Below are 26181 nucleotides of genomic sequence, written 5' to 3' on the forward strand. Positions count from 1 at the left end.
GACGATGCTGTTGCAATGCCGATGATCAGCGCTCGACAGGGCAAGTGCTATTCGTCGTCGAAGCCGCCTGGCTGATCAGTGCTACCAGGCGCTTGACGTTGGCTTGCTGGGCAATCACCACGTCATCAATGCTACTGCCGGCCACAGTCTGCAGGGTGCTGCGGCAAGTCAGCTGGGTATTGGCATCGCGCGCTCGCAAGCGCCATCGTGCGTCCAGCAGGGCATACTGCCCGGGCACCGAATCGAAACGTTGCACATCCACCCGTAGTGACAGCTTGCGCGCAGGGCGGGTGTTGCTCAGTTGATCGATCAGGGCGCTGCGCAACTCATCCACCAGGGTGGCGCCCCACCACTGCGTCTCGAGAATGGCCAGGCTGCTGTCACCCTGGCGAATCACCAGTTGGGGCCGGTCGACCTGCGGCGGCACGCTGACACTTTCAATCAGGATTTCGTCTGCGGTGGTGTGGGAGGGCGGCGCAGGCATCGCCGGCGTGAGGGTGTGGAACTGGATAGGGTCACTGCGGCAGGCGCCCAGCGCCATCAGCGCGACCAGCAGGGTAATCCTTGGCAACGGGGTCATGCTCAACACTCCTGTGGTCATTTGCGTGGCGGCCCTTGCAGGTCCATTGGCGCGGCGTTGTCCGGGCGGCCACGGATCAGCGACTCGGGGTTGCGGCCCAGGTAGTCGGCGAGTTCGCGCAGCGAGCGCGACATACGGCCGAGCTCGTCGAGGGTTTGCGTCAGTTGCTCCCGTTGCGGCGAATCTTCGGCCAGGGTCGAGTTGGCCGATTTGAGGGTAGTGCTGACTTCGGCCAAGGTGCTCTGTACCCCCGGCAATGTCTTGCCATTGAACTGTGTCAGGCTCTTGCGCAGCTCGACCAGGTTGGCGTCCAGGTTGCTGGCGATACGTTCCAGTGGCAGCCGGTTGACCTTGTCGACCATGGTCTGCAACTGCTCCTGCAGCAGCTCCAGGCTGCCTGGAACGGTAGGGATCATCACAGGTCGGGCAGTCGGGTCGAAGGCCACTTTCTCCGCTTTGGGGAAGAAGTCCAGGGCGATGTACAGCTGGCCCGTGAGCAGGTTGCCACTGCGTGCCTGGGCGCGCAGGCCGTTGTCGATGAACGTCCCCATCAGTTTGGCGGCGGACGCTTCGTCATTGGGATCGTGCTGCAGGGCCTTAAGCATCTTCTCGTGCGCCCGGCCCAGGCGCTGGGGGTAGATCACGATGCCGACATTGACCGGGAAGCTGCGCTGCTTCGCATCGAAGTCCAGGTTCACCGATACGACGCGGCCAATCTCTATGCCCAGAAACTCTACCGGTGCCCCCACTTTAAGGCCGCGCATCGCCTGGTCGAAACGCAGTGCCAGGTACTGCGCCTTGCCAGCAGGCGGTGCCAGCGCACTGCTCTGGTCGGCGAACAGCTCGAAGCGCTGGTCTTCGCTGGCGACGGTGTCGTTGGGGTTGAAGTCCGGTGCACGGAAGGCGATGCCGCCGACCAGAATGGAAGACAGCGATTCGGTCTTGAGTGCGAAGCCGTTGGCGCCGACCTCTACGTCAATCCCACTGGCGTTCCAGAAGCGGGTATTGGCGGTCACGAAGGCGTCGTTGGGTGCGTGGATGAAGACCTCTACGTCAACCCCTTTTCCGTCATTGTCCAGGGCGTAGGCGACCACCTGGCCGACCGGGATCTTGCGGAAATACACAGGGGAGCCGATGTCCAGTGAGCCCAGGTCTTGGGTATGCAGGGTGAAATGCTTGCCGGGCTCGCCGTAGGTGATGGGCGGTGGGTTTTCAAGGCCGATAAAGTGCTTTACGCGGGTGTGCGACTGACCGATATCGGCCCCGATATAGTCGCCTGAGAGCAAGGTGTCTATGCCCGACACGCCACCTGCACCGATGCGTGGGCGGACCACCCAGAACTTGGAGTCCTCACGGGTGAAACCCTCAGCCTCTTTATCGAGCTTGACGGTAGCATTGACGTTCTTCTGGTCACTGCTCAGGGCCACCTCGGTAACATGGCCGATCACCACATTGCGGTAGCGGACCTCGGTTTTATTGGCCGCCAGTCCGGCGCCGGTCTTGAAGGTGAGGGTGATGGTCGGGCCTTCCTGCATGACGTTGTGCACCACCAGCGAGAGGCCGACAAGCACCGCCACGATCGGCACGATCCACACCAGTGAGAAGCTGAACCGACGGGTTTTAACGGGTGCCTTGCCCGGCACGGCTGGGCTGTCATTGCTGGATGGATTCATCCATGAGCTCCTTTTCAGGTGGCGTGTCCCAGATCAGGCGGGGGTCGAAACTCATCGCTGAAAGCATGGTGAACACCACAACCATGCCAAAGAACAGAATGCCGGGGCGCGGCTCGATATCGCCCAAAGCCTGGAATTTCACCAGTGCCGCAACCAGCGCCACCACCAGCACATCGAGCATCGACCAATAGCCGATCAGTTCAACGAACCGGTAGAGCTTCGAGCGCTGCTGTTGCGCCCAGGTGCTGCCACGCTGGACCGTGATCAACAACATCGTCAATGCCATGAACTTCACCCCTGGCACGGCGATGCTGGCAATGAAAATGATCAGCGCGATGTCCCAGGCGCCATGCCCCCAGAACTCGATTACACCACTCATGATGGTGCTGTCGGCGCCGCTGCCGAGCATCGTGGTGTTCATCACTGGCAGTACGTTGGCCGGTATGTAGAAGGCCAGCGCTGCGAACAGGTAGGCCCAGGTACGGCCCAGCGAGTTGGTCTTGCGCCGATGCAACGGGGCATCGCAGCGTGGGCACTGATGCGGTTCGTCGCGCATGTCGCAGGCCAGGCCGCAACTGTGGCACAGGCACAGGTTGAGCTCGGTGGCGGTTGGCGGCCGGTTCATGGCGTGTCCCACAGGTCGCGAATGTCACGCCCGGCAATGCGGATCATCAGCAGGCTCAGTACGGCCAGTGCAAGCAGGCCGATGCCCGGCAGCACATCGAGCATGCCGGCGAGCTTGAACACGGCCACCATCGCGCCCAGCAGGCATACTTCGAGCATGCTCCATGGGCGCAGCGTTTCCAGCCAGCGCATGCACAGCTTGAAGGCCGGTGAGCGGCGGGCCGTGAGCGCGTAACCCAGGACCCAGATGAGCAAAAGCAGTTGGAATGCCGGGGCGATGATGATCGAGATGGCCGCGACCATTGCCATGAACGTGATCGGCCCCTGGCTCAGTGCCAATACCGAATCCCACAACGTGGCGCTGTTCTTCAGCCCCTTCAGGCTGATGCTCATCACCGGGTAGAAGTTGGCGAACAGCCACAGCACCGCAGCCGTGAGCGTGAGCGCCAGGCGTTGCTCCACCGTCAGGCCGTTGTGCCGCTGCAGCACACCGCCACAGCGCGAACACAAGGTCTTCTGATGCTTGGCGAGCAACGCTTTCTCATACACACAGTCGCAGTGCTCGCAGATGATCAATTGCTCTGGTGGGGGCATCATGACGCTCTGGTCAACTGGAAGTCAGGCCTTTGTGAATATAGAAGCGCTCCGCTATTAGGCAAATGCCCAGCGAACAATCGGTAAATCTGTCGGCCAGTTCATTCAGCTAGGTCTATAACTATCCTTGCTAGATTGCACTGCATCAGTGGTAGGAAGTGGCCACTGCCACGTTACATTTTCATGTCTGTCACAGCTTGCGCTCGCGCAGCGATACAGGAGTTTCGAGAATGAGATTAGCGTTTTTGGCAAGTACGCTGTGTATCGCTTCGCTTACGCTTGTGGGGTGTTCCAGCAACTTGACCCAGCCGGATGAATATTCCGGTTTTCTCAAGGACTACAGTCGCTTGAAGGAAGCGGAATCACCTACAGGCGCACCGGTGATGCGCTGGGTCGATCCTCAGATTGATATCAACAAGTACACCTCGTTCTATGTGGAACCTAGCCAGCTGTACCCCAAGCCGCAACCGACCGAAAAAATTCCACAGAGTACGCTGCAAGGCATCACCAACTACTACGACACGGCGCTCAAACGTGAACTGGGCAAATCATTGCCGCTGGCCACTTCACCTGGTCCGGGGACCATTGTCGTGCGCCCGGCCATCACCGGGGTGAGCAGCAAGACCAAGGGTTTGCGGCCTTACGAAGTGATTCCGATCGCCCTTGTGGCGGCGGGGGTCAGCGCCGCTACCGGTATTCGCGACCAGGACACGACGATTGCCACGGAGGTGGCTTTCATTGACGCTCAGACCAACAAGGTCATCGCCCAAGGGGTGCGCAAGGGGGCTGGGCAGCAACTGGACAATAGCAGCCAGGTCATGCAAGCCTCGGATGCCAAGAAAGTGCTGGACAGCTGGGCATCCGACGTCCATCAGTACTATATGCAGATGAAAGCCAAGGCCCAGTGATTTGTTGCCTGCTGTCGCGCTGCGCCATTTTGCCTTTGCGGGGTTGTCAGGCGCCAATGCCGGCAGCGTACCCCGCATATGGCATGGGTTGAATAATGCCCCCTTTAAGGAGCCACCTCGAGATAGAATATTCGTCCATATCTTTGATGAAGGGTCCGGGATGTACCTCGGAAAAACCTATTGTAAATCGTCGTTTACAGCATGAGCCGTTCGCTGTTCATTTCCATGGACGGTCCCAAGGGCACCGGGAAGACCACACTGTTGGAGGCCGTCACCCAAGCACTACGGGCTGACGGCCTGAAGGTCATCCGTATCTGTGAGCGCAAGAGTGACCCCTTCAGGGCGCAAACCATGGCCCTGGTCAACCAGTTCGTCAGAAACCCCAGCCCGGACCTTGAGCTGGCGGTTTGTGAGCGCTTTGCCCAGAGCCGTGCCTGGATATCCCGGCACGTGCTGCCCAGACAACCGCCGGGCAGCATCATCCTGATCGACCGCTGGTACCCGTCGGAAGCCGCGTTTCGCCGGCTGATCCCCTTCCCTGAGATCCTGCGCCTGAACATCGCCAGTAATGTGCGTGTACCCGACCTGAGTGTGGGGGTGGTCACCGCCCCTGATATTTCATGGGCGAGGGCGACGGCACGCACGCGCGGGTTGAGCAGCACGGTGATGCACAGGTTCGAAGAGCATGTGGCCTGTACCCAGGCCTTCGAGCGAGCCGTCGCAGAGAACGGCTGGCTGTTGTGCCGCAATGAAGGAACGATCGAAGACGCTACGCTGCAGGTGGTTTCAGCGATTCACCGCGTGCTTCGATGCCCTTAGAGCGTGCCTGCTTTCAGGCGTCCAGCACCAGGCGCGCACTGCGCGACGCCGAGACGCACGGCGTGATCCATTCGCCGCTGCTGCGTTGAACTTCAGTCAGACACTCGTCACGGTGCTCTGGCTCGCCCTCGATAACCCGGCACATGCACGCACCGCAAATGCCCATGCCGCACGAGATGGGCAGGTCCACCCCGACCCGCGCAGCGGCCTGCAGCAGGCTTTCGCCCGCTTGTACCTGGACTTCCCGCCCGCTGCGCTGCAACACCAGTGTGCAGCTGGAGTCGGCCTGGGCTGCGGGTTCGGCAGGCTTGAAGTGCTCACGGTACAGGGCCGATGCTGGCCAGCCATGGGTCAGAGCGGCCTGTTCCACACTGTCCATGAACCCTGCGGGCCCGCAGCAATACAAGCTGGCGTGGGGCTGCCAAACGGGCAACAGTTCGCTCAAGGCTTGCTTGATCTGCACAGCGCGCAAACCGCTGAAGACTTCGATGGGCAGGTCCTGGCGCTGGACCAGCGGCAGCTGTCGCGCGTCCTTGGTGAAATACAGCAGGCGCACCGCGCGCCCTTGCGCCAGGCATTGGCGGTACATCGGCAGCAGGGGCGTGATGCCGATCCCGGCAGCCAACAATGTCACTGGGCCCGCCCCCGGTTGCAGGGCAAACAGGTTGCGCGGGGTGCCGACCTCGATCCGTGCGCCCAGACGCAGGTGCTCGTGCAACCACTGTGAACCGCCGCGCGAGGCAGGCTCACGCTTGATGCCCAGGTACAGATGGCCCTCTTCGGGCAGGCTGACCACGGAGTATTGGCGGACCAGGCCGTTGCCCAGGCGCAGGTCGACATGGGCGCCGGCCGCCCAGCTCAGCGGCAGCGGTGCGCCGCCCGGAGTGCCGAGTTCGACACCCAGCACGTCGTCAGCTTCCAGGCGCAAGGCGCGTACCTGCAACGAGGTCCAGCTCATGCGCGCACCCCCGCAGCCCGCTGCAGGCGCAGCACGGCCTCACGGGCTTGGCTACCCAGTTCGGCGAGGTCCAGACCGGGGATCGTGTCGTTGTCGACGCTCAGGCGCCCACCTACCAACAACGCGCGCAAGGTCGGCCGGCCACCGCCCACGACGGGCGCAATTCCCGGGTCGTGCAAGCCGAAGTAGCGGGGCTGGTCCAGGCGGTACACTGCCAGGTCCGCTGCCATGCCAACCTCCAGCGTGCCAAGCGCGTTCAGCCCCAGCACCTGCGCGCCACCGGCGGTTCCCCAACGCACCACGTCTTCCACGCTGGCGGCATGGGCGCCGCCTTCCAGTTCGCCGCCTGCATAGTCGGGCAAAGCCCGCTCGCCGGCCTTGGCCCGTTGCATCAGCCAGGCGGCGTGGGTTTCGCTGATCATGTCGCAGGCTTCGTTGGAGGCTGCGCCGTCCACACCGATCGAGATCGGCATGCCTGCCGCTTCCATGGCCAGGATATCGGCAATGCCGCTGCCCAAGCGCCCGTTGCTCTGCGGGCAGTGGGCAATGCCGGTGCCGGTGGCGCCCAGTAGCCGGATTTCCTCGGGGCTGAGCTTGACCAGATGGGCGAACCACACGTCTGCGCCGAGCCACTCGTGCTCCGCGCAGAACGCCACGGGTGACAGGTTGTAGCGGCGCTGGATTTCGTTCTGGTACTCCACCGTTTCGCTCAGGTGGCTGTGCAGGCGGATGCCCAGCTTGCGTGCGGCGCGGGCGGTTTCGCGCAGGTGCTCTGGCGGCATCGAGTAAGGCGGGCTGGTGGGCGCCATCACCACCCGGCGCCAGGCGTCGGGGGCGGGGTCGTGGTAACTGCGCACCAGCCGCCCGACGTCATCAAGGTATTGTTCGAGGGTTTCTGGGCCGGCACTGGCGGCGCCTTCGGCCTGGCGCACCTGGGTTGCGCCGCCCCGGCACAGCACGAAGCGCAGGCCCAGCCGTTCTGCCTCCTCGAACAGAATCTGCGCACTGTCGAAGGCCATGCCTGGCAGGTACAGGTAATGGTGGTCGGCGACCGTGCTGCAGCCGGAGCGGGCAAGCTCTACCAGGCCGATACGCGCGGCCAGGCGGAAACTGTGCTCATCGAACAGGCCACGGTAGCGATAGGGTACCGCGCCCAACCACGCCCCAAGGCTTTGATCGATGCCCGCCGGGATCCCCTTGAGCAGCGACTGGAACAGGTGGTGGTGAGTATTCACCCAGCCTGGGTAGACCACGCAGTCGGTGGCATCGAGCACCTGCTCACCCGCCAGCGGTTGCAGGGCACCGAGGGCAGCGATGCGCCCTTGGCTGATACGGATGTCCGGCCCGGCGTGGCGGGCGGCTGCCCCGCGCAGGCCGGTGAGGATGGCACTGGCGTTGCGGATCAGCCAGCTGTCGGAATGCTTCATAGGGGGCTCCAAGGGCTTAACCCAGTTCACTTTCGTGCCAGTGGCGCAGGCTCAAGCGAGCCAGCAGGGCCATCAGGCTGAACAATGCGACGCCGGTCAGGGCGATCAGCACCAGGGCGGCGAACAGCCGCGGAATGTTGAGCTGAAAGCCCGCTTGCAGGATCTGGTACGCCAGACCGGCGCCGGTGCCCCCGGTGCCGGCCACGAACTCGGCCACCACGGCGCCGATCAAGGCCAGGCCACTGGCGATCCGCAGGCCGGCGAAGAAGCACGGCAAGGCACTGGGAATACGCAGGCGCAGCAGCACCTGCCAGCGGCTTGCGCGATTGAGGCGGAACAGGTTGAGCAGCCCCGGGTTGACGCTGCGCAGGCCCAGCACGGTGTTGGCGATGATCGGAAATATCGCGACCAGGGTGGCGCAGATCACCAGCGCCAGGGTGGTGTCGCTGCACCAGATGATGATCAGCGGTGCGATCGCCACCACGGGCGTCACCTGCAGCAATATCGCGTAGGGGAACAGGCTGGCTTCCACCAGCCGGCTCTGCACGAACACGAATGCGGCCAGTGTGCCGATGACGACTGCGAGGGCGAACGAGAGGAAGGTGATCTTCAGGGTCATCCACAGCGCACCGAGCAACATGGGGCCGTCGCTGATCAGCGTGCGGCCAATGTCGGCGGGTGACGGCACCAGGTAGACCGGTACTTGCCAGGCGATGCAGGCCAGCTGCCAGAGGCCCAGCAGCACCGCGCCGACCAGCAGCGGCGAAGCGATGCGCAGTACCGTGGGGTTGTGTAGCCAGGGGGTAGAAGGTCGACTCATGTCAGGGCTCTCAGGTTGTGCTCTGAAGTTGGGCGCTCAAGCAGGTTCGCCGTTGGCCTGGGCCAGCAGCCGGGACAGGTGGGCGCACTGCGCGATGAAGGCCGGGGAGGTGCGGTAGGCCTCGTCCCGCTCCAGCGGGCCGTCGATGGGCACATCGGCGATCACCCGCCCGGGCCGCGCGCCCATCACCACCACCCGCGACGACAGATACACCGCCTCGAAGATACTGTGGGTGACGAACACCACGGTCAGGTCGCGTTGGGCCCAGAGCTGGCGCAGGTCGCTGTCGAGCTTGTTGCGGGTGAACTCGTCCAGGGCACCGAACGGCTCGTCCATCAGCAGCAGGTTAGGTTCGGTGGCCAGCGCCCGGGCGATCGATGCGCGCATCTGCATGCCGCCAGACAACTCGCGCGGGTAGGCCTGGCCGAACGCGCCCAGGCCTACCAGTTCCAGCGCAGCCTGTACCTTGGGCTGGCTGTGGGCTTTGGGCGTGCCCGCCAGGTCCAGCGGCAGGCGCACGTTGTCCTGCACCCTGGCCCAGGGCATCAAGGTCGCCTCCTGGAACACCATCGCCAGGCTGCGGCCAGCACCGCTGGCCTGTGGATCGCTGCCTGGGGCATCCTTGCCCCACCAGCGCACATGGCCGGCCGAGGGTTGTTCGAGGCCGGCGAACATTTTCAACAAGGTGCTTTTGCCGCAGCCGGAGGGGCCCAGCAACGACACGAACTCGCCGCGCTGGATCGCCAGCTTGACGCGGTGCAAGGCGACGGTGCCGTTGCTGTAGGTCTTCTCGACCTGGTTGGCGAACAGCGGCGTGTCGCTACCCAAGGCGTCGGCGTTGGGTGGTGCCTGCAGCTGGGCGCAGGTTTCGGACAGGGTCTGCATCAACATGGCGCTCTCCCCAAAGGTCATGAGCGGTTGTGTATGCCCCGGTACACCGGGGCGCCGAACAGGCGGTCAGTGGCTGGCGAACACTTCGCTTTCGCCATGGGCTTCGAGCAGGCCCAACAGTTGCCGGCGGATCACCAGGCCTGGCTTGTCCGAGGGCATGTGCAGCTCGACACGCCGCCGGGTATCGACGCAGGCGTCCGGGTCGGTGGCTTCGAGGATGTCACGGTCTTCGGCGGTGATCGCCGCGTCCCAGTCGATCAGCGCCTGGGTCGGGCAGTCAGCCTCGCTGTCGTTGCGATAGAGCCACTGCACCAGCATCAGTCGGCCGTCATCGATCGGTGTGGCGCAGTTGTAGATGATGTGGTGGATGCCGCTGTCCGGGTACATGCAGCCAAAGCGTCGGGCGAACGGCAGGTAGTAGCGATTGACCAGGTGACGCTCGGTGATCGGCGCGCGGGTGCCGGTAATGGCGAAGCTTTCTTCAGGGTTGCGGATAGGCACGCGGGTTTCGGCTTCAAAGCCATAATCGGTTTCGCGAAACTCATAGCTGGCCGGTTGCGGCTGGTCGAACAGGCCGAAGTTGGCCTTGTGCACGAAGGAGAAATGCGAGTTGTCGAAAGAGTTTTCCATCACCCGCAGCGGGCTGGTTTTCCACTCTTCGTAGAACTGGAAGATGCGCCGGTAGCCGGGGGCGCCGTCTTCCGGGAAGTCGGGGATCGGCTGCAGCGGATCGTCCAGCGCGACCCAGGCATAGCCATACTTTTCCTGGCAATGGTAGGCCTTGACGGCCGCGCCCGGCGGTATCGCCCCAGTCGGGTTCTGCGGGATCTTCACGCAGGTGCCGCTGCAGTCGTATTCCCAGCCGTGGTAGCCGCAGGCGATATTGCCGTCTTCGCTGACAAAGCCCTTGGACAATTTGGCGGTGCGGTGGCAGCAACGGTCGCGCATCGCTACCGGGGTGCCATCGGGGCGCTTCCAAAGGACCAGGGCTTCACCGAGCAAGGTGAAGGGTTTTGGCCCGTCGTCCAGGGCTGTCATGGGCAGCAGGGCGTACCAGAAGCGTCGCAATACAGGTTGTTTGGTGACCAGCATGATCCAGTTTCCTCACGGTATTAAGTGTTGTTATAAGGCTCAGCGGCTGGCGGCCTGGACGGTGTCGGGCTGCACGTTCAGGCCTTGCACGAAGCGGGTGGTATAGGCCTTTTGCCAAGGGGCGGCGGCGCCGAGCAGGCCGGCCTGGACCATGAAGTCGCGGGTGGCCTGCCAGCGGGCGTCGTTCATCGTGCCGATGCCGTGGCTGGCAGCGTCGCCCCCTGTGACCAGCTGGTATTGCTTGAGCGTCGAGACGCCCCACGCCAGCAGCTCATCGCTCATGTTGGGGTTGTCGCGCTTGATCAGCGCATTGCCCGCAGCGGGGTTGTCCAGATAGCGTTTCCAGCCCTCGAGCGAGGCGCGGACAAACCCGGCGACGCGCTCGGGATGCTGGTCGATGACGTCCTGGCGGGTGACCACGGTGGAACCGTAGGGCGGGTAACCTGCATCGGCGAACAGGAAGAAGTTGGGTTTCTGGCCTGCCTTGATGGCCTGGAACAGTTCCGAACTGGCGTAGGCCTGCTGGGTGGTGTCGGCGCCGGCGAGGAAGGGCTGCAGGTTGAAGGTGTAAGGCCGTGCCTGGCTGTCCTGAAGCTGGTACTTGCCTTTGAGCCAGGGCCACCAGGTTTGCTGGCCGGACGTGGACACCAGCACCTGCTTGTTTTGCAGGCCGTCCAGGCCGTTGACATCGGCGTGCGTCATCAAGCCCTGCGGGTCGCCCTGGAAGGGCGCAGCCACCGCGACCACCGGCAGCCCTTGCTCCACGCTCTTGAGGATCTGCAGGTCGTAGTTGACGATGAAGTCGGCTTGCTTGCTGACCAGCAACTGCATGCCATTGACCTGCGGGCCGCCCATGCGGATGGACACATCCAGGCCTTCTTTCTCATACAAGCCATCGGCCACGGCCTGGTAAAAGCCGCCCTGTTCTGCCTGGGCGTACCAGGAGGTGAGCAACACGACCTTATCGTTGGCCATGGCCAGGGAGGCGCTGCTCAGCACTGCTGCGCCAAGCAGCGAGCGAAGCGGGTAAGTCAAAGCAAAGCGGTTTTTCATGATTGTTCTCCACCTCGATTCGAAATGCGCCAGGTGTTGGGGAACACGCCAGCGAAAACCGAGCGGAGAGAGAACGCAGCAGGAGGAGGGTGCACATAGCATGCAGCAGCCACGGCCGACATTTCTCTACTTGCGCGAGGCCGTGAGGCCGAGTGCAAATCATCCGCTCGGATGTACGCCCAATTCAAGGCGCAAGAGCAATGCCCCATGCCATTTCTGGCACTGACCGCTTCTACTCGAAGGCAGATCTAGCGAGAAGCGTGCCAATGTGCGCAAACCGCCAAAGCCGGGCTGTTCAGGGCCGGGGGGGTATTGCAAGGGCAGAGCAGTGATCCGGGAAGGTGCAAGGCAGGAGCGCTCGGCGCCATTAAAGTGCGCAATGCTGAGCCGGCTTGGTGCTCACTAATTCATTAAATTGGCCACAATCACTGAGCTAGACTGTATTCGATCAGTTGGCACGCCCCCTGCTAGGGCACAGTCGAGTAGAAGCGGTCAGTGCCGAAATGGCATGGGACATTGCTCTGGCGGCATCACGCCGCACACCCGGCAAGGGTGGCGCCACGGTTTGCAACGTGGCCAGAGGAGAGGTCTGTCCGCTGAATCCCTTGCTGGTGAACCTCACCGACCTCGACCCAAGGGATGCACATGAAACTCAACCCTCTTGCCTGCCTAAGCTACTGCTTCCTGCCCCTCTGCGCCCTGGCCAGTTCCGGCGCGCAGGCCGGCCCGCTGATGTGGTACGACAACAGCCTGAGCTATCTGTACGGCCACAACTACAAAGTCGACGGCACCGGCAACGACATTCAGCAAACCGTCACCTTCGAACACGCCAGCGGCTGGACTTGGGGGGATGTATTCCTGTTCGTCGACAACAAGTGGTCCAACGGTCTGTCGGGCAATGACGGGCACAGCTACTACGGTGAGTTCTCCCCGCGATTGTCGCTGGGTAAGGTCAGCGGACAGAACCTGCGCTTTGGCATCGTCAAGGATGTACTGATTGCCGCTACCTACGAGCGCGGCGAGGGGCGCACTCGCAGATACCTGTTGGGGCCTGCCGTGGACTTGACTATCCCGGGGTTCGATCGCTTCTCGCTCAATACCTATTACCGCAAGCCTGACGGAATTACCGGCAAGGCATCGGGGCAATGGCAGATCAACCCGACCTGGGCAATGACCCTACCGCTAGGGCGATCGGACATCCTGTTTGACGGATACCTGGAGTGGTATGTGAATGACGTTGGCAGCAAGGGCACGTCGGATTACGTGGCCAAGAGTTTCCACTTCAATCCGCAGTTCAAGTACGACGTGGGCAAGGCCCTCGGGCACACGCCGAAGCGGCTTTATGCGGGGCTGGAGTGGGATTATTGGTCGGACAAGTACGGGATCGAGGATAGCCACGGATTCCCGACAGATCAGAATGCGGTGAGTGTATTGGTCAAGGCGCATTTCTAAGCAATTACATCAGAACGTTACCGTATCTCCCTGTTTTTATAGGATATGAAGATCGAGCGTCGTCCGTGCGGCGCTCGATGCCTGCCACCGCAAAACCAATAATGTTCGATTATCGGGCGCTAACTCCCTTCGAGCACTCAACATTGGCCTCTGCATGCCGAACGTAATGGGTAGTACATCCCACTGCCACCCGGATATGTCCTCATGCGCTTGCGCCATCTCAACATCGCTACCCGCTCTTACCTGAGTTTCAGCCTGATCGCCGCCCTGGTCGTGGTGCTCGGGCTGTTTTCCATCAACAAGATCTCCAGCATGCGCGAAGCCGTGGTGTACACCGAACAGGTGACCAACGTCGGCACCCGCTACCTGGGTGAAGTCCGCAGCCACATGCTGGGCCTGCGCATCATCACCCTGCGCATGGCCATTGCCCGCGAGCCCGCACAGCTGACGCCGACCCTGGCGCGCCTGGAGGTGCTCAAAGGCCTGCTCGACAAGGGCGTCGAGGGCTACGGTGCGGTAGTGCCGGCGGCGGGCAAGCCGGCCTTTGCCGAGATGCAGCGGTTGATCGACCAGTACCGTGTGCTGCTCGATCAGTACAAGGGGTTGTCCGAGCAAAACCAGGTACCGCAGATGCAGGCGATGCTCAGCGGCGCCATGCAGGACATTTCCAACCGCATCGGCGAGCTGTACGACAACCTGGTCAAGTTCAGCAGCGACACCGCCGAACAGCACACCGCCCATGCCCGCGCCGAGTACCAGCGTGCCCTGTACCTGACCTTCAGTGTGATCGGCCTGGTGCTGGTGCTGACCATCGGCCTTGCCTGGTTGCTGACCCGCAGCATCGTCAGCCCGCTGCGTGAAGCCATTGGTGTGGCGCAGAACATTGCCGACGGCGATCTATCCCATACCGTAAATGCCACTGGCCGCGACGAGGCGACCCAGTTGATGCATGCCCTGGCGGCCATGCAGGCCAGCCTGAAGGATGCCCTGCGGCTGATCGGCGATTCTTCTCATCAGCTGGCCGCGGCCAGCGAGCAGATGTCGGCGATTACCCAGCAAACCTCCCGCGACCTCAACCGCCAGAACGACGAGATCCAGCAAGCCGCTACCGCCGTCACGCAGATGAGCGTCGCGGTGGAAGAGGTGGCGCGCAACACCGTCAGCACCTCCGAAATCTCGCGTCAGTCCGAAGACGCGGCGCGTCGCGGCCGTCAGCGGGTGGGTGAGGCGATCAGTTCGATCGGCAAGATGAGCCAGGATGTGCATGAGGCGTCGCGGCAGATCGAAGCGCTGTCGGTGCAGTCACAGGAAGTGGGTAAGGTGCTGGATGTGATCGGTGCAATTGCCGGGCAGACCAACCTGCTGGCGCTCAACGCAGCGATCGAGGCGGCGAGGGCAGGTGAAGCGGGCCGCGGCTTTGCTGTGGTGGCGGATGAAGTCCGCGCGCTGGCGGCGCGTACCCAGAGCTCGACGCTGGAGATCGAGGAAATGATCAACGCCATTCGCAGCGGCACGGCGCGGGTGGTGGAGTCGATGCACAGCAATAGCCAGCAGGTGGGGCATACCCTGCAGGTGGCTGAGTTGGCCGGGCAGGCACTGGATGAGATCACCGATGGTGCGACAACGATTCACGAGCGCAACCTGGTGGTGGCCAGTGCCACTGAAGAACAGGCACAAGTGGCTCGAGAAGTCGATCGTAACCTGTTGAATATTCGGGATCTTGCGGTGCAGACCTCCGAGGGTGCGGGCCAGATCAGCACGGCGAGCCAGGAGCTGGCCAGCTTGTCGATTGGCTTGAACGGGATGATGAAGCGGTTTCGGCTGTGACTACTGCGCAATGATGTCGGCCTGAGTCGAACCATATGCTGACCCATTGGTCAGGATACTTACCTATCCAGCATCATTGAGGTCAGCATGCACACTTACAACCTGACGTACCTGTTCAAGGGCGAACCGCGTGACCACCGGTTCGAGCTCAAGCAGCCCGGGCTCTCGCTTCATGAAGCAGCGTTGCACTTGATCGTGTTGCACTACGGGGATGGCGAGAACAGCCTGGTAATGCCTGCAGCAGACGCCTCCCCGACGGAGATTCTGCAGCAGGCCAGATCGCTTGAGATTACCCGGGTCGAAGTACATCCTGGCGAGTAGGCCCTGTGAGCGGGTTACGGGAGAGCAGGGTGCTCAGCCTGCCTTCAACCCGGCCAGCTGCTGCTGAAGCTCGGCCAGCAACCGTCGACCCGCTGCTTCCAACAGATCACCATACTGAGCGATGGCATTGCACTCCCGACAGGTGACGATCGATTTTCTGTGGAGCCTGCCCGGCTTTACCAAATCTTGCCCATCGCACTTGAGGCATTTCAGGGTGACACTCATGATCTTCCTCTCCATGGAACACGCGCAGGATCCTTCATCGCGCCTTTGAATCGACCGGCAATGATGGCGCGGTACATGGAGTGGTCAAGTGGGTAAAACGTTCATTCCGGGGGCAACTAAAACAGGGCGGCGCCTTCAAAAGTTGCCAGCGGACGCCCTGCACGTCCCTAAACCCCCAACAGAATCGGAGATCGCGAAGTGATTGACCATCTGGACCACCTGGTGCTGACCACTGTCGATGTCGACGCTTGTAAAGACTTCTATATCCGCGTGCTGGGCATGCGCCTGGAGACTTTCGGCCAAGGACGTTTGGCATTCTGCTACGGCAATCAGAAGATCAATGTTCATGTGCGGGGGCATGAGTTCGAGCCAAAAGCCCATCTGCCTGTTCCGGGTGCATTGGATTTGTGCTTCATCGCCAGTGCTAGCCTGGAAGAGGTGATCGCGCAGCTTGAAGGTCAGCACTGGCCAATCATTGAGGGGCCGATTCAGCGAACCGGTGCCACCGGGCCTATCCGTTCCGTGTACGTGCGCGACCCGGATCTCAACCTCATCGAGATTTCCGAGCGGCTGTGACTGGACGTGGCAGTGATTGAGGGCGGCCTCACCAAGCGGGATGAGACCAACGCCCGGCAAGGGCTAAAAGAGGTTTGAAAGGATCGCTGGAATAGCCTGGTAGAAAGCCGCCCTGGCGGCAATGGGCATTTTCGGCCCCTTCGCCGCCAGGCGGATGCAGACAGTTTGCGTGGCTTACTTGATCAGCGGCACACCACTGAGCTTTTGCAACTCGTCGAAGTCGATGTCAGCGCAGATCTCTACCACTTTCAGGCCGTCGGACGTCACTTCCAGCACGGCCAGGTCGGTGTAGATGCGGCTGACGCAACCGATGCCGGTCAGCGGGTAAGTGCACTCAGGCACGATCTTGCTTTCGCCTGACTTGGTCAGGTGGTCCATCATCACGAACACCTGGCGCGCGCCGGTGGCCAGGTCCATCGCGCCGCCTACGGCCGGGATCGAACCTTCGGCGCCGGTGTGCCAGTTGGCGAGGTCGCCCTTGACCGACACCTGGAAGGCGCCCAGTACGGCGATGTCCAGGTGGCCGCCACGCATCATCGAGAAGGAGTCGGCGTGGTGGAAGAAAGCACCACCGGTGAGCAGGGTCACGTGCTGCTTGCCGGCGTTGATCAGGTCATCGTCTTCCTCGCCCGGCGCTGGGCTCGGGCCCATGCCCAGCAAGCCGTTTTCGCTGTGCAGAAACACTTCCTTGTCACCCAGGAAATTGGCCACCAACGTAGGCGCGCCGATGCCCAGGTTCACGTATGCGCCTTCCTGGATGTCTGCGGCCACGCGCTGGGCCATCTGGGTGCGGGAAAGTTTTGTGGTAATGGTCATGGCAGGCCTCAGACAGCGTTGGCGATCGAAGAAGCAGCAGCGCCGGTAACGGCGACCACGCGCTGCACGAAAATGCCCGGGGTGATGATGTGTTCCGGGTCCAGTTCGCCGAGTTCGACGATCTGGTCGACCTGAGCGATGGCGGTCTTGGCGGCCATGGCCATGATCGGGCCGAAGTTACGGGCGGCCTTGCGGTAGATCAGGTTGCCCCAGCGGTCACCCTTGTACGCCTTGATCAGCGCGAAGTCGGCATGCAGCGGCATTTCCAGCACGTACTGGCGGCCATCGATCTCGCGGGTTTCCTTGCCTTCGGAGAGCAGAGTGCCGTAGCCGGTCGGCGAGAAGAATGCACCGATACCCGAGCCCGCTGCGCGGATGCGTTCGGCCAGGTTGCCTTGCGGCACCACTTCCAGCTCGATCTTGCCGGCCCGGTACAGTTCGTCGAAGACGTAGGAGTCGGACTGGCGCGGGAAGGAGCAGACCACCTTGCGCACGCTGCCTGCCTTGAGCAGGGCGGCCAGGCCAATCTCGCCATTGCCGGCGTTGTTGCTGATGATGGTCAGGTCGCGGGTACCGGTATCGATCAGAGCATCGATCAGCTCGGACGGCATGCCGGCAGTGCCAAAACCACCGACCATGATGGTCGACCCGTCGGTGATGCCTTCCACCGCGCTGGCGATGGACTCATAGGTTTTATTGATCAAAGCGAGCTCCTGGTTGTTCCTGGAGTATGGGTTGTGGGCCTGCCTGGCGCGCCCTTTGACATGGGGGCCAGTCAGCGCTTGGGAAATGTTTGCTGACTGTGCTAAGCGTGCCGCAAGATCGGGCACAAGTAGAGAGGGGGGAAGCGGATGGTGTGCGATTATCGAACTATTGTGCGATCTACGAGCGGTTGTTTGCATCGCGTAGTGGCCGGTTTCCTGAGCGCTGGGCTCAGGGCACGCTGGGTGTGGCGGCAGCTGATCTTTCCGCGCTCAGGCGCAGTTCTGCGATATCGCGCTTTGGCGGCGTGCCGAACTGGCGCCCGTACTCGCGGCTGAACTGCGAGGGGCTTTCATAGCCGACCTTGAAGGCCGCGGTGGCGGCATCCAGATGCTCGTTTAGCATCAACCGTTTCGCTTCGTTCAACCTCAGCCACTTCTGGTACTGCAGGGGGCTCATAGCGGTCAGCTGACGAAAATGCTGGTGGAAGGTCGAGAGTCCCATCTGCACCTGGGAAGCCAGCTCGTCCACCCGCAGCGGCGCGGCGTAGTTCAGCTTCATCCAGTCGATGGCCTTGGCGATCCGGTGGCCCTTGCTGCCCACGGAGGCGATGTAGCGCAGGAGGGGGGCCTGGTCACTCAGCAGCAAACGGTAGTGGATTTCCCGCTGAATGAGCGGCCAGAGCACAGGTATCGCGTCGGGCTCCTCGAGCAGCTCGATCAGGCGGCTGAAGCTCTCCAGTAACTTCGGGCTCAATTCACCCACCCCAGCGCTGGTGTGAAAGGTCTGACCACTCACCGCAAGACGACCATCTTGTGCGATCAATTCCGCCAGTGTGCGCAGGTCGAGCTTGAACACCAAGCCGAGGCAAGGGGCTTGCTCGCTGGCCATCGTCACCGCCGAGTTAGCGGGGATGTTCAGCGAGGTGACCAGAAAGCGGCTCGTGTCGTAGGGGAAGACCTCGCTACCGATGACCATTTCCTTCGCGCCCTGCACCACCAGCACGACACTCGGCTCGACGATACAGGTAATCGGTGGGGCCGGTGCGTTACGTCGGTAGACGCTGAGATCTGCGATGTGTGTCGTGAAGTCGCCAGCTGTGGGCGCGTGTGCGCCTATTACCTCGCACAGCGTGGCCAGCGGGTTCGCAGGGGGGCGCGGTTGTGTGGTGGCAGGCATAGGAAGCTTCCGATCATCTTGTGGAAAACATTACGGTCGCGTTGCGTCATCTGTCCATGCCCAGCCGGTACGAGCTGGAGATTTAGGCAATAAAACTACCCGTTTGCTCTACTGATGAAGCGGTTTGTGCGACGAAGATGGCTATAGGCGAGGTGGCCAGGGTGCTCAGCAGAGCCTGCCCCTCGCACCATTTCCATTTCGAGCAGACAGGAATGAGTGCATGAAGTCTTTGTTCGTAGCGTTTGCCTTGATGGCCTGTTCACTCACTGCAGGAGCCGCCGATATGTCCCATGGAGCCGACAATTTCTATAAGAGTGACCAGGTATCACTCGAACGGGTTTCCTTCAAAAACCAGTTTCAGATGAATACGGTTGGCAACCTGTTCGTTCCTGAAAACCTGAAACCCAATACCCGTTACCCTGCCATCATCGTCGGCCATCCGATGGGGGCGGTTAAGGAACAAAGCGCGAATCTCTATGCCCAGAAGCTGGCAGAGCAGGGCTTCGTCACCCTGGCCATCGATCTATCGTTCTGGGGTGAAAGTGAGGGGCGTCCGCGCAACTTGGTATCGCCCGATATTTACGCCGAAGACTTCAGTGCGGCGGTCGACTATCTCGGCGCTCAGGGTTTCGTTGATCGCAACCGGATCGGCGTGCTGGGCATCTGCGGCAGTGGCAGCTTTGCCATCAGTGCGGCGAAGATTGACCCGCGAATGAAAGCCATTGCCACGGTCAGCATGTACGACATGGGCGCCGCCAATCGCAACGGCCTCAAGCACGCGGTCACGGTCGAGCAACGCAAGAAGGCCATTGCTGAAGCAGCAGCTCAGCGGGATGTCGAGTTTGCCGGCGGTGACACCCTGTACACCAGTGGCACGGTCGACAAGCTGACCGAGCACGCCAATGCCATCGAACGCGAGTTTTACGACTTCTACCGCACGCCCCGGGGTGAGTTCACCCCCAAAGGGTTGTCGCCGCTTCTGACGACGCATCCCACGCTGACCAGTAATGTCCGGTTCATGAACTTCTACCCGTTCAATGACATCGAGACGATCTCGCCACGCCCAATGCTGTTCATCGCGGGAGAGAACGCACACTCCCGTGAGTTCAGTGAAGAGGCGTATCGCCTTGCCGGCGAACCCAAGGAACTGGTGATCGTACCGGGCGCTGGCCACGTCGATCTCTATGACCGCGTCGCATTGATTCCCTTCGGCAAGCTGACGTCGTTCTTTGGCGAACACCTCAAGTAACTGACGCCATCGCCAGGCCCAGCCTCTGCCCTGGGCCTGGGCACCTGCGTCTTTGAAATTGTTAAACCGAGATTCGTTATGAGCAGCCCTGCAATACACCTTCAACATACAAGCCGTCAGGTCTGGAGCGCTGTCCTGGCGATGTCGCTCTGTGCCTTCGCCCTGGTGGCTTCGGAGTTCCTGCCAGTGAGCTTGCTCACTCCGATAGCGTCCGATTTGTCACTGACCGAAGGCCAGGCTGGGCAGGCCATTTCCATCTCGGGGTTCTTTGCCGTCGTCACTAGCCTGATGCTGGCGTCCATGACCCAGGGGATCGACCGTAAGCCTGTCCTGTTGGCCACGACCGCCCTGATGCTGATTTCCGGGGGGATGGTGGCATTCGCCCCGAACTACCTGACATTGATGGTGGGGCGCGCCGTACTAGGAATCGCGATCGGTGGGTACTGGTCGATGTCCACAGCGGTGATGATGCGTATCGCACCCGAACGGCTCGTTCCCAAGGCTGTTGCCGTAATGCAGGGCGGTACCGCGTTGGCTACGGCAATCGCGGCGCCGGTCGGAAGCTACCTGGGCGGCATGATTGGCTGGAGAGGGGCGTTCTTTTGCGTCCTGCCGTTGGCCGCATTGGCGTTGATGTGGCAAGCCTTCACGCTGCCAGCGATGCCGAGCGAGCGCAAGGCCGCCTCAGCAACCGGATCCCTGCGTTTGCTGGCAGACTCTAGGGTCGCCCTCGGCATGGCGGCAGTTGCATTCCTGTTCATGGGGCAGTTCACACTGTTCACCTATCTGCGGCCCTTCCTGGAAACGGTCACGCATGTGGACGTGCCCACGCTCTCGCTTCTGCTGCTGATAATCGGCGCCGCAGGGCTGGTCGGTACGATGGTAGTTGGCACGCTCGTTGGTCGACACCTGAACCGCGTTCTTCTGGGAGTACCGTTGATCATGACTGCCATCGCTTTCGCCGTGATCACGGTCGGTAGCTGGGTCGTTCCAGTCGCTGTTTTGCTCGGTATCTGGGGACTGGTCTCGACCTGCGCTCCCGTGGGCTGGTTCACCTGGTTGGCCAAGGCATTGCCGCACCAGGCAGAGGCTGGAGGTGGCTTGATGGTCGCCGTGATTCAGTTGGCCATCACGGCGGGCGCAACTGCGGGCGGGGTGCTGTACGACGGATTCGGCCATCAAGCCACATTCCTGGCCAGCGGTGTATTTTTGCTGGCGGCAACCGCGCTAAGTGCTGTTACTAATCGAGCGTTGCCTGGTACAAGCCGTATACCCAATGGCACAAGCCAGTGAGACGCCCCCCGGCAGACGGCATGTGCATTGGGTAAACCCTGTCAGCTGATCAAGCAGGCCGAGAGTGGGCTCCCTGCGTCCTCTTTGACGCAATTTTGTTCTTCCGCCAGCCCCTAAGGTTCATGAGGCACAGCACGACCTGCAGCACGATCAAAGCCCACGCTTGAGCGTGCAAGCCCCAGACCGACCACAGCAGGTTGCTGGCAATGAAGCAGCAGAACCCCACTTTACGCCGGCCGGGACGGCGCGAGCCTATACACCAAGCTGCCAATACCGTGACAGCCATGGCAGGCCATTCCAACAAATCGATCCAGTCTTCCATCAGGCACAATCCCAATCGTTTCGCTGCTGTTCACACTCTGCGCAGGTACGCGAAACTCAGCCTGCCAACGCTTTGATCAACTGTTCATTGAAGGCGGGGATATCGTCCGGCTGGCGGCTGCTGATCAGGTTGCCATCCACCACTACCTGTTCATCCACCCACGTGCCGCCGGCGTTGCGAATATCATCCTGCAAGGTCTTGTAGCTGGTCATCCGCTTGCCTTTGGCCAACCCGCTCGATACCAGCAGCCAGGCACCGTGGCAGATGACAGCCAGCGGTCTGCCTGCTGCGTCGTGGCTTTTAACCAGCTTTTGCGCGCCGGGAATCAAGCGAATCGTGTCGGAGTTCTGAACGCCGCCGGGCAGCACCAAGGCATCGTAAAGATCGAGATGGGCACCCTCGAAAGTCGCGTCCACGGCGAATTCGTCGGCGGGCTTGTCATGGTTCCAGCCACGGACCGTACCTTCCTTATCCCCCAGGATGTCGACCACCGCACCGCTGTTTTCCAACGCCTCACGAGGGCCGGTCAGTTCCACCTGCTCGAAGCCGTCGGTGACCAGAAAGGCCACGCGCTTACCGTTCAGTTGTGCACTCATCATTCATCTCCTTTACCGATAGACCTTTAATAGGGGCCCGCAATGGCGAGCAAAGTTCCTGCTCGTTGCTCGGTGGTGCGCTTAACGGCGCCTGCGTTGCGAGCGGGTGACGGCCAGCCCGGCGATGACCCCGAGGGCTGCCGCCACGACCCACCACGGCATGTGGTCTTTGCTGGATTTCCAGCCACCGTCCACGCTGCGTCGGCCACTCGGTGGCTCGAACAGGTTGCCGGAAGAAATCTCTGCGTTGGGGCTGCGGCTCAAGGCCTTGCGTGTGAGCCACCCTGAAACCAGCGCCAGGCGCGGGACGACGTAGCTTGCCAGGTGGGCAAGGCGAGCGGCAGCGCCCACCGTGGTGTTGGCGCGTGGGGAAATAGCGCTGGCTACCATGGCCTTGGCTACCCGCTCCGGATCGTAGATCGGCCCGGGTGGTGTGAGCGCATGGCCAGTGTAATTGCCGCCATCCCTGAAGCCCGGGGTGTCCATGACCGCTGGATAAATGTCGCAGACGTGGATGTCGGGGAACTCCGTCAGTTCTCCGCGCAGCGCCTCGGTCAGGCCGCGCAGGCCGAACTTGCTCGCCGAATAGGCGGCCGCGTAGGGCTGGGCAACCCAGCTTCCCAGTGACAGTGTGTTGATGAGGATGCCGCTGCGTTGGGCCTTGAAATAGGGCAGGGCCACGTGGGCGCCGCGCAGGTAACCGATCAGGTCGGTCTGAATGACCTGTTCATGTGCCTCCAGGGGCGTTTGCTCGAAGTTGCCCACCGCGCCAACGCCTGCGTTGTTGACCCAGATATCGATCCGGCCATGGCCAAATTCGGCCGCCTGGGTGGCCAGCGCTTGCACCTGGTCGCTACGGGTGACGTCGGTGATAATTGCCACCGCGTCTGTTCCACAGTCGGTGCATTCGTCCAGCACATCGAACAACGCTTGCTCATCGCGTGCGGCGAGCACCAGCCGTGCGCCTTTGCAAGCGAAGGCATGCGCGGCAGCCCTGCCTATACCACTCGATGCGCCAGTGATGACCACGACCTTGCCGCGCAACGGGCCCTTTACCGGTGCTGGAGCTTCAGGTTCGTCAGGTTGTGAGGCTTGCTCGATGTTGCCAGCCTTAGGTAGGAGGGTATCACTGGCTGCTATCTTCGAGAGCTGCAGTGCAGTGCCGTCGACCAGCACCAGCTTCATGCCCTCAATGGTGCCCGCCACCCGCTCCGGGAAGACCGGTTCACCTTGCGCATCCAGACTGTCATAGATGAACTTCGTCCCTTCGAGCCAGCCGACTGCCGTGAGCAGCTCGGGGCCAAGGTAATACTTGCCGTCCTGAAAAAAACCAGGGAACTGATGAGCGCGTTCGACGTTCTCCACGCAGTAACGTTCGCCTGGTTTCATGCCTGTCGCTTGATCGATCATGGTACAAACCCCTTCGCATGAATGCCTGCAATATGCTGTGTGCCTAAGCAGCTGAATGCTGGAGATGCAGCAAAGTTCAGAGGAGAGGGCAGGCGGTATCAGCTAACGGTTGCGCACCGTATGCAGTGCTGGAGACCAGACAGCATGGCCGCAGCGTTCACATGCGATCGAATCGTGCGAATCATGGTAGCTAGGGGAGCCACAGCCCACGCAGCAATAGAGGCCAGCCTGGGGCGGCGATGTGTATTCCGGCCGATGCTCGAATGGAAGGACTGACAGGCCCGCCCTGGTGTCCTCCGGCCCATAGAAATACACGCTGAGTTCACCGTCGGTTTCCAACAAGCCTAAACGTACCTGGCCCAAGTGCTCGACACCTCGCTGGCGTAGCTCCATGAAGAGCTCATTCGACGAAATGTTCATATTGCGCAGCGAGTGGATTTCGTAAATGCCGTCCTTCACTACTGTAATCGGCAATCCATCGATCCAGGCTTCGCAAGCCTTGCTTCGTTTCATGAGGTAGACGATACCCCGATACAGCAGCAGGAGCGTCAGGAACACCAGTGCCACCGGGAGCAGGGGGACGTCCTCGTAGAAGGTCACATCGCCGGCAGCGGAGCCAAGGGTCAGAATGACGACCAGCTCGAAGCGGGAGAGCTGTTTGATCCCGCGTCGGCCACTGAATTTGAGAAAGAAGAATACGGCCGTAAAAGCCGCCAAGACCCTGAAGGCGACTTCGAGAAGAAAGGCGAGAGGCAGCTCGCCGAGGAGCATCCGTTGAAGGTCGAACGGTACCATTCGAGTTCCTTTCCTGCAGGCTGGTGGGTCAAAGGTTTACGGTAAGGGCATCATCACCCATCCCTACCTGAGACACTTCAATGAGGATCAAGATCCCCACCGGGGTTCCAGCGAAGAACTGTAGAACTTTCGGAAAACTATACAAAGTATTGAGATTGTATAGTTTTTCTGCCGATAGTCAGATTCAGTTCTCAATTCACGGACTTTCGATTGTCTGCCTGAACAGGTTCGCTATTTTAAGTATCTAGTAAGAAGGACAGGCCGAATACCGAGGGAGGCTTTATGAGAACTCGAGGACATGTGTACTGGGACTGGGCAGACCCTAGTCTTCACAATCGCAGCCATGACGAAATTCTTGACGATGGAACTCACATCGACGTGCAAGTCCGGTTATCCCGCACCGGAAACACGCAGATGTTCATAGGCGTCTACGCACCCTCTGGGGCCGCGCTGCACGAAGAAGCTTTCGACTCTCGGCCTGGAGAGTCGATGACCCGGGCATTGGCCTGGGGTGTGGGACGTGCCCGCAAATTTGCTTGCGAACCATCGCTCCTCAAACCTGAGTCAGCTTCGGCGAGTGGACGATGAACTACCTGCTGCCAATCCACGCGCGGGATTGTCGATTCAATTGCTGACGCGCGATTTCATTTTTTCAGGTCTGACTGTAGTACCGGCCCTGAGACGGACAGAGTTTGTCCTCGACGGATTCTGATCGGCGCCTACGGGCCGGAGTCTCTTGCACCAGGCGTGTTGGCGAGGCCGACATGCCATGGCTTGAACTTGCCGAATATTCAGGTAGTCCACCGTTACTCAAGAATGGGTAAAGGAGGTGACCATGCCTAAACAAGGCGAGCTTCGAGCAAGAGCTACAGTGCTTTGCTTTCGCAGCGGCAGGCTATTGCTGGTGCGCCGCAAATCGCGCAAATGGAATTTCCCGGGGGGCGGCGTCAAACCGCACGAGCTTCCCCACAATGCGGCCATACGCGAACTCCAGGAGGAAACAGGTATTCGCCGCCGGCGTCTGGTAGCACTGTGCACTGTCCGTGCGGGTCGTATTGTCCATCACATCTTCACATTGCAGATCGATGAACAAGACCACCCTGTGCCGGGAAACGAAATCGTGGCGTGCAAGTGGGTGCCGCGCGACAAGTTGGCACCGTCCCGCCTCAAGCCTTCAGCTGCCGAACTGCTCGCACGCCAGCTTCCGGCATTGATCGCCTGACCCGATTCATGGGCTTGAACGACTGTTCGAATCGTTGGCTGTCGGGAGGGCAGCCGGGGCATGATCGTGCTGGCCGGTCGGGTCGGTGATCTGGATGATATTGCCATGCTGCCAGCCATCGGCTGCGGGATCGGCTGGAGGGATGGGGATGTCGGCGCGTAGGGCCTTGCTTGTGCGCATATCCAGCTGCAATCGTTGATTGCGTTGGCGAACCATGGCGGGGTCGGCCTGCCCATCTGCAGTGAACCCCATCATCAACTGCGGCACACCAAGGGGCAGCCGCTTGCCCTGATCGGTGTGCCAGGTATGCCACGTCTTGCCATAGGTATGGGCCAAGCGCTTCATCAAGGCATGCTCGGCGCTCGCGGGTATCGCCGGTGCGCTCAACTGGCCGGAGGAGACCTCATAGCCATGGCTGTGCCACATGGGCTTTTCAGCGGCAGGCAGTTTGGCGAACAGGCTGGCGTCAATGATGTATTCGACGCCCATGATCTTGGCAGCCTGGGTATTGCCGTCGTAAATCACGCATTGAATGACGTCTTCGTTGAGAATCGCGCAGTAGTGATGAGCCTCCATTTGGGCGTCCGGCTGACCGTTATAAAAATGAAACCCGTTGAGGTAGGCATTGAGCGCATCAATCGGGGGCTTGGCCTGAAGCACCGCAGCGCCTGCTTCGAGCAATTGAGTGCCAGTCGTTGCAGGCCTACCAGGTGCCTCTACGGGGGATTTGGTAGTGGCAGCGCTGCAGCCCCATAAA

At 61.3% G+C, this 26181-nt stretch carries 29 protein-coding genes; 10 read left to right on the forward strand and 19 right to left on the reverse strand.

What is annotated here, in order from left to right; translation table 11 throughout:
* Positions 1 to 25 precede the first annotated feature (25 nt).
* From ACEWE8_RS17180 to ACEWE8_RS17195, 4 genes are read right to left on the reverse strand one after another with little or no spacing between them, the layout of a single operon-like run.
* A complete protein-coding gene (locus tag ACEWE8_RS17180) occupies positions 26 to 580 on the reverse strand; it encodes a membrane integrity-associated transporter subunit PqiC (protein ID WP_046786334.1) in 555 nt (184 codons plus the stop codon).
* 17 nt (positions 581 to 597) lie between these two features.
* On the reverse strand, positions 598 to 2253 hold the full coding sequence (locus ACEWE8_RS17185; protein ID WP_046786333.1) for an intermembrane transport protein PqiB: 1656 nt from the start codon (positions 2251 to 2253) through the stop codon (positions 598 to 600).
* Positions 2234 to 2878 (reverse strand): paraquat-inducible protein A, encoded by a 645-nt coding sequence (locus ACEWE8_RS17190; RefSeq protein ID WP_046786332.1) that lies wholly within the window; start codon positions 2876 to 2878, stop codon positions 2234 to 2236. The genes ACEWE8_RS17185 and ACEWE8_RS17190 overlap by 20 nt, the downstream gene beginning before the upstream one ends.
* Positions 2875 to 3471, reverse strand: coding sequence for a paraquat-inducible protein A (locus ACEWE8_RS17195; protein WP_046786433.1), 597 nt, complete (start codon positions 3469 to 3471; stop codon positions 2875 to 2877). Before ACEWE8_RS17195 ends, ACEWE8_RS17190 begins: the two co-directional genes overlap by 4 nt.
* A 230-nt stretch (positions 3472 to 3701) precedes the next feature.
* Between ACEWE8_RS17195 and ACEWE8_RS17200 the strand changes: the two genes are divergently transcribed.
* Both ACEWE8_RS17200 and ACEWE8_RS17205 read left to right on the forward strand, forming a co-directional pair.
* The gene (locus ACEWE8_RS17200; RefSeq protein WP_046786331.1) at positions 3702 to 4379 is read left to right on the forward strand and encodes a DUF3313 domain-containing protein; all 678 of its coding nucleotides are present in this window, start codon (positions 3702 to 3704) and stop codon (positions 4377 to 4379) included.
* A gap of 201 nt (positions 4380 to 4580) precedes the next feature.
* Complete coding sequence (locus tag ACEWE8_RS17205) at positions 4581 to 5198, forward strand: dTMP kinase (protein WP_046786330.1); 618 nt, start codon at positions 4581 to 4583, stop codon at positions 5196 to 5198.
* A 13-nt stretch (positions 5199 to 5211) separates the two neighbouring features.
* On the opposite strand, the gene ACEWE8_RS17210 is transcribed toward ACEWE8_RS17205, so the two are convergent.
* The 6 genes from ACEWE8_RS17210 to ACEWE8_RS17235 all read right to left on the reverse strand — a co-directional run bounded on the left by ACEWE8_RS17210 (position 5212) and on the right by ACEWE8_RS17235 (position 11439).
* A complete protein-coding gene (locus ACEWE8_RS17210) occupies positions 5212 to 6156 on the reverse strand; it encodes a PDR/VanB family oxidoreductase (protein WP_046786329.1) in 945 nt (314 codons plus the stop codon).
* The gene (locus tag ACEWE8_RS17215) at positions 6153 to 7583 is read right to left on the reverse strand and encodes an amidohydrolase family protein (RefSeq protein WP_046786328.1); all 1431 of its coding nucleotides are present in this window, start codon (positions 7581 to 7583) and stop codon (positions 6153 to 6155) included. The genes ACEWE8_RS17210 and ACEWE8_RS17215 overlap by 4 nt, the downstream gene beginning before the upstream one ends.
* A 16-nt stretch (positions 7584 to 7599) precedes the next feature.
* Positions 7600 to 8328 carry an ABC transporter permease gene (locus ACEWE8_RS17220; RefSeq protein WP_189339960.1) on the reverse strand — a complete coding sequence of 243 codons (729 nt, stop codon included), beginning with the start codon at positions 8326 to 8328 and terminating at the stop codon, positions 7600 to 7602.
* Between the two features lie 111 nt (positions 8329 to 8439).
* Positions 8440 to 9294, reverse strand: a complete 855-nt coding sequence (locus ACEWE8_RS17225; protein WP_119689011.1) for an ABC transporter ATP-binding protein — start codon at positions 9292 to 9294, stop codon at positions 8440 to 8442.
* Between the two features lie 66 nt (positions 9295 to 9360).
* The gene (locus ACEWE8_RS17230; protein WP_046786326.1) at positions 9361 to 10386 is read right to left on the reverse strand and encodes an aromatic ring-hydroxylating dioxygenase subunit alpha; all 1026 of its coding nucleotides are present in this window, start codon (positions 10384 to 10386) and stop codon (positions 9361 to 9363) included.
* A gap of 39 nt (positions 10387 to 10425) precedes the next feature.
* A complete protein-coding gene (locus ACEWE8_RS17235) occupies positions 10426 to 11439 on the reverse strand; it encodes an ABC transporter substrate-binding protein (protein ID WP_046786325.1) in 1014 nt (337 codons plus the stop codon).
* Positions 11440 to 12084: 645 nt separating this feature from the next.
* On the opposite strand from ACEWE8_RS17235, the gene ACEWE8_RS17240 reads away from it, so the two are divergent.
* The 3 genes from ACEWE8_RS17240 to ACEWE8_RS17250 all read left to right on the forward strand — a co-directional run bounded on the left by ACEWE8_RS17240 (position 12085) and on the right by ACEWE8_RS17250 (position 15039).
* Positions 12085 to 12891 carry an outer membrane protein OmpK gene (locus ACEWE8_RS17240; protein ID WP_080952116.1) on the forward strand — a complete coding sequence of 269 codons (807 nt, stop codon included), beginning with the start codon at positions 12085 to 12087 and terminating at the stop codon, positions 12889 to 12891.
* A 204-nt stretch (positions 12892 to 13095) separates the two neighbouring features.
* Positions 13096 to 14718 carry a methyl-accepting chemotaxis protein gene (locus tag ACEWE8_RS17245; RefSeq protein WP_046786323.1) on the forward strand — a complete coding sequence of 541 codons (1623 nt, stop codon included), beginning with the start codon at positions 13096 to 13098 and terminating at the stop codon, positions 14716 to 14718.
* A gap of 87 nt (positions 14719 to 14805) precedes the next feature.
* Positions 14806 to 15039 carry a hypothetical protein gene (locus ACEWE8_RS17250; RefSeq protein WP_046786322.1) on the forward strand — a complete coding sequence of 78 codons (234 nt, stop codon included), beginning with the start codon at positions 14806 to 14808 and terminating at the stop codon, positions 15037 to 15039.
* Positions 15040 to 15072: 33 nt separating this feature from the next.
* Here the strand turns inward: ACEWE8_RS17250 and ACEWE8_RS17255 are convergent, their stop codons facing one another.
* Positions 15073 to 15264: a hypothetical protein gene (locus tag ACEWE8_RS17255; protein WP_046786431.1), complete on the reverse strand. Its 192-nt coding sequence runs from the start codon at positions 15262 to 15264 to the stop codon at positions 15073 to 15075.
* A gap of 198 nt (positions 15265 to 15462) precedes the next feature.
* On the opposite strand from ACEWE8_RS17255, the gene ACEWE8_RS17260 reads away from it, so the two are divergent.
* The gene (locus ACEWE8_RS17260; protein WP_046786321.1) at positions 15463 to 15840 is read left to right on the forward strand and encodes a VOC family protein; all 378 of its coding nucleotides are present in this window, start codon (positions 15463 to 15465) and stop codon (positions 15838 to 15840) included.
* A gap of 174 nt (positions 15841 to 16014) precedes the next feature.
* Here the strand turns inward: ACEWE8_RS17260 and ACEWE8_RS17265 are convergent, their stop codons facing one another.
* The 3 genes from ACEWE8_RS17265 to ACEWE8_RS17275 form a co-directional block, all read right to left on the reverse strand.
* Positions 16015 to 16656: a 3-oxoacid CoA-transferase subunit B gene (locus ACEWE8_RS17265; RefSeq protein ID WP_012314450.1), complete on the reverse strand. Its 642-nt coding sequence runs from the start codon at positions 16654 to 16656 to the stop codon at positions 16015 to 16017.
* A gap of 8 nt (positions 16657 to 16664) precedes the next feature.
* Positions 16665 to 17360: a 3-oxoacid CoA-transferase subunit A gene (locus ACEWE8_RS17270; protein ID WP_039601534.1), complete on the reverse strand. Its 696-nt coding sequence runs from the start codon at positions 17358 to 17360 to the stop codon at positions 16665 to 16667.
* 229 nt (positions 17361 to 17589) lie between these two features.
* A complete protein-coding gene (locus ACEWE8_RS17275; RefSeq protein ID WP_052750435.1) occupies positions 17590 to 18537 on the reverse strand; it encodes an AraC family transcriptional regulator in 948 nt (315 codons plus the stop codon).
* A gap of 220 nt (positions 18538 to 18757) precedes the next feature.
* Here ACEWE8_RS17275 and ACEWE8_RS17280 point away from each other — a divergent pair, with 220 nt between their 5' ends.
* Complete coding sequence (locus ACEWE8_RS17280; protein WP_046786320.1) at positions 18758 to 19786, forward strand: alpha/beta hydrolase; 1029 nt, start codon at positions 18758 to 18760, stop codon at positions 19784 to 19786.
* 78 nt (positions 19787 to 19864) lie between these two features.
* Entirely contained in the window at positions 19865 to 21079 is a 1215-nt protein-coding gene (locus ACEWE8_RS17285; protein ID WP_046786319.1) for an MFS transporter, read from the forward strand.
* 49 nt (positions 21080 to 21128) lie between these two features.
* Here ACEWE8_RS17285 and ACEWE8_RS17290 read toward each other — a convergent pair whose 3' ends face one another.
* From ACEWE8_RS17290 to ACEWE8_RS17305, 4 genes are all read right to left on the reverse strand, one after another.
* Positions 21129 to 21401 (reverse strand): hypothetical protein, encoded by a 273-nt coding sequence (locus tag ACEWE8_RS17290; RefSeq protein ID WP_046786318.1) that lies wholly within the window; start codon positions 21399 to 21401, stop codon positions 21129 to 21131.
* A gap of 56 nt (positions 21402 to 21457) precedes the next feature.
* On the reverse strand, positions 21458 to 21997 hold the full coding sequence (locus ACEWE8_RS17295) for a type 1 glutamine amidotransferase domain-containing protein (RefSeq protein WP_046786317.1): 540 nt from the start codon (positions 21995 to 21997) through the stop codon (positions 21458 to 21460).
* Between the two features lie 81 nt (positions 21998 to 22078).
* Positions 22079 to 23407: an SDR family oxidoreductase gene (locus ACEWE8_RS17300; protein WP_046786316.1), complete on the reverse strand. Its 1329-nt coding sequence runs from the start codon at positions 23405 to 23407 to the stop codon at positions 22079 to 22081.
* Positions 23408 to 23509: 102 nt separating this feature from the next.
* The gene (locus tag ACEWE8_RS17305) at positions 23510 to 24202 is read right to left on the reverse strand and encodes a DUF421 domain-containing protein (protein ID WP_046786315.1); all 693 of its coding nucleotides are present in this window, start codon (positions 24200 to 24202) and stop codon (positions 23510 to 23512) included.
* A gap of 282 nt (positions 24203 to 24484) precedes the next feature.
* Here ACEWE8_RS17305 and ACEWE8_RS17310 point away from each other — a divergent pair, with 282 nt between their 5' ends.
* Together ACEWE8_RS17310 and ACEWE8_RS17315 are read left to right on the forward strand one after the other, a co-directional pair.
* Positions 24485 to 24790 (forward strand): hypothetical protein, encoded by a 306-nt coding sequence (locus tag ACEWE8_RS17310; RefSeq protein ID WP_080952115.1) that lies wholly within the window; start codon positions 24485 to 24487, stop codon positions 24788 to 24790.
* Positions 24791 to 25037: 247 nt separating this feature from the next.
* Complete coding sequence (locus tag ACEWE8_RS17315; protein ID WP_046786314.1) at positions 25038 to 25424, forward strand: NUDIX domain-containing protein; 387 nt, start codon at positions 25038 to 25040, stop codon at positions 25422 to 25424.
* Between the two features lie 6 nt (positions 25425 to 25430).
* Here the strand turns inward: ACEWE8_RS17315 and ACEWE8_RS17320 are convergent, their stop codons facing one another.
* Positions 25431 to 26105, reverse strand: a complete 675-nt coding sequence (locus tag ACEWE8_RS17320) for an OBAP family protein (protein WP_196996298.1) — start codon at positions 26103 to 26105, stop codon at positions 25431 to 25433.
* Positions 26106 to 26181: the final 76 nt, after the last annotated feature.

The organism is Pseudomonas sp. TR47, from assembly GCF_044143025.1.
GTDB lineage: Bacteria > Pseudomonadota > Gammaproteobacteria > Pseudomonadales > Pseudomonadaceae > Aquipseudomonas > Aquipseudomonas putida_E.

Excerpts from the sequence above, each read along its gene's own strand:
- ACEWE8_RS17180 (WP_046786334.1), bottom strand. The coding sequence starts at position 580 with ATGACCCCGTTGCCAAGGATTACCCTGCTGGTCGCGCTGATGGCGCTG.
- ACEWE8_RS17185 (WP_046786333.1), bottom strand. The coding sequence starts at position 2,253 with ATGAATCCATCCAGCAATGACAGCCCAGCCGTGCCGGGCAAGGCACCC.
- ACEWE8_RS17190 (WP_046786332.1), bottom strand. The coding sequence starts at position 2,878 with ATGAACCGGCCGCCAACCGCCACCGAGCTCAACCTGTGCCTGTGCCAC.
- ACEWE8_RS17195 (WP_046786433.1), bottom strand. The coding sequence starts at position 3,471 with ATGCCCCCACCAGAGCAATTGATCATCTGCGAGCACTGCGACTGTGTG.
- ACEWE8_RS17200 (WP_046786331.1), top strand. The coding sequence starts at position 3,702 with ATGAGATTAGCGTTTTTGGCAAGTACGCTGTGTATCGCTTCGCTTACG.
- ACEWE8_RS17205 (WP_046786330.1), top strand. The coding sequence starts at position 4,581 with ATGAGCCGTTCGCTGTTCATTTCCATGGACGGTCCCAAGGGCACCGGG.
- ACEWE8_RS17210 (WP_046786329.1), bottom strand. The coding sequence starts at position 6,156 with ATGAGCTGGACCTCGTTGCAGGTACGCGCCTTGCGCCTGGAAGCTGAC.
- ACEWE8_RS17215 (WP_046786328.1), bottom strand. The coding sequence starts at position 7,583 with ATGAAGCATTCCGACAGCTGGCTGATCCGCAACGCCAGTGCCATCCTC.
- ACEWE8_RS17225 (WP_119689011.1), bottom strand. The coding sequence starts at position 9,294 with ATGTTGATGCAGACCCTGTCCGAAACCTGCGCCCAGCTGCAGGCACCA.
- ACEWE8_RS17230 (WP_046786326.1), bottom strand. The coding sequence starts at position 10,386 with ATGCTGGTCACCAAACAACCTGTATTGCGACGCTTCTGGTACGCCCTG.
- ACEWE8_RS17235 (WP_046786325.1), bottom strand. The coding sequence starts at position 11,439 with ATGAAAAACCGCTTTGCTTTGACTTACCCGCTTCGCTCGCTGCTTGGC.
- ACEWE8_RS17240 (WP_080952116.1), top strand. The coding sequence starts at position 12,085 with ATGAAACTCAACCCTCTTGCCTGCCTAAGCTACTGCTTCCTGCCCCTC.
- ACEWE8_RS17245 (WP_046786323.1), top strand. The coding sequence starts at position 13,096 with ATGCGCTTGCGCCATCTCAACATCGCTACCCGCTCTTACCTGAGTTTC.
- ACEWE8_RS17250 (WP_046786322.1), top strand. The coding sequence starts at position 14,806 with ATGCACACTTACAACCTGACGTACCTGTTCAAGGGCGAACCGCGTGAC.
- ACEWE8_RS17255 (WP_046786431.1), bottom strand. The coding sequence starts at position 15,264 with ATGAGTGTCACCCTGAAATGCCTCAAGTGCGATGGGCAAGATTTGGTA.
- ACEWE8_RS17265 (WP_012314450.1), bottom strand. The coding sequence starts at position 16,656 with ATGACCATTACCACAAAACTTTCCCGCACCCAGATGGCCCAGCGCGTG.
- ACEWE8_RS17275 (WP_052750435.1), bottom strand. The coding sequence starts at position 18,537 with ATGCCTGCCACCACACAACCGCGCCCCCCTGCGAACCCGCTGGCCACG.
- ACEWE8_RS17280 (WP_046786320.1), top strand. The coding sequence starts at position 18,758 with ATGAAGTCTTTGTTCGTAGCGTTTGCCTTGATGGCCTGTTCACTCACT.
- ACEWE8_RS17285 (WP_046786319.1), top strand. The coding sequence starts at position 19,865 with ATGAGCAGCCCTGCAATACACCTTCAACATACAAGCCGTCAGGTCTGG.
- ACEWE8_RS17290 (WP_046786318.1), bottom strand. The coding sequence starts at position 21,401 with ATGGAAGACTGGATCGATTTGTTGGAATGGCCTGCCATGGCTGTCACG.
- ACEWE8_RS17295 (WP_046786317.1), bottom strand. The coding sequence starts at position 21,997 with ATGAGTGCACAACTGAACGGTAAGCGCGTGGCCTTTCTGGTCACCGAC.
- ACEWE8_RS17300 (WP_046786316.1), bottom strand. The coding sequence starts at position 23,407 with ATGATCGATCAAGCGACAGGCATGAAACCAGGCGAACGTTACTGCGTG.
- ACEWE8_RS17305 (WP_046786315.1), bottom strand. The coding sequence starts at position 24,202 with ATGGTACCGTTCGACCTTCAACGGATGCTCCTCGGCGAGCTGCCTCTC.
- ACEWE8_RS17310 (WP_080952115.1), top strand. The coding sequence starts at position 24,485 with ATGAGAACTCGAGGACATGTGTACTGGGACTGGGCAGACCCTAGTCTT.
- ACEWE8_RS17315 (WP_046786314.1), top strand. The coding sequence starts at position 25,038 with ATGCCTAAACAAGGCGAGCTTCGAGCAAGAGCTACAGTGCTTTGCTTT.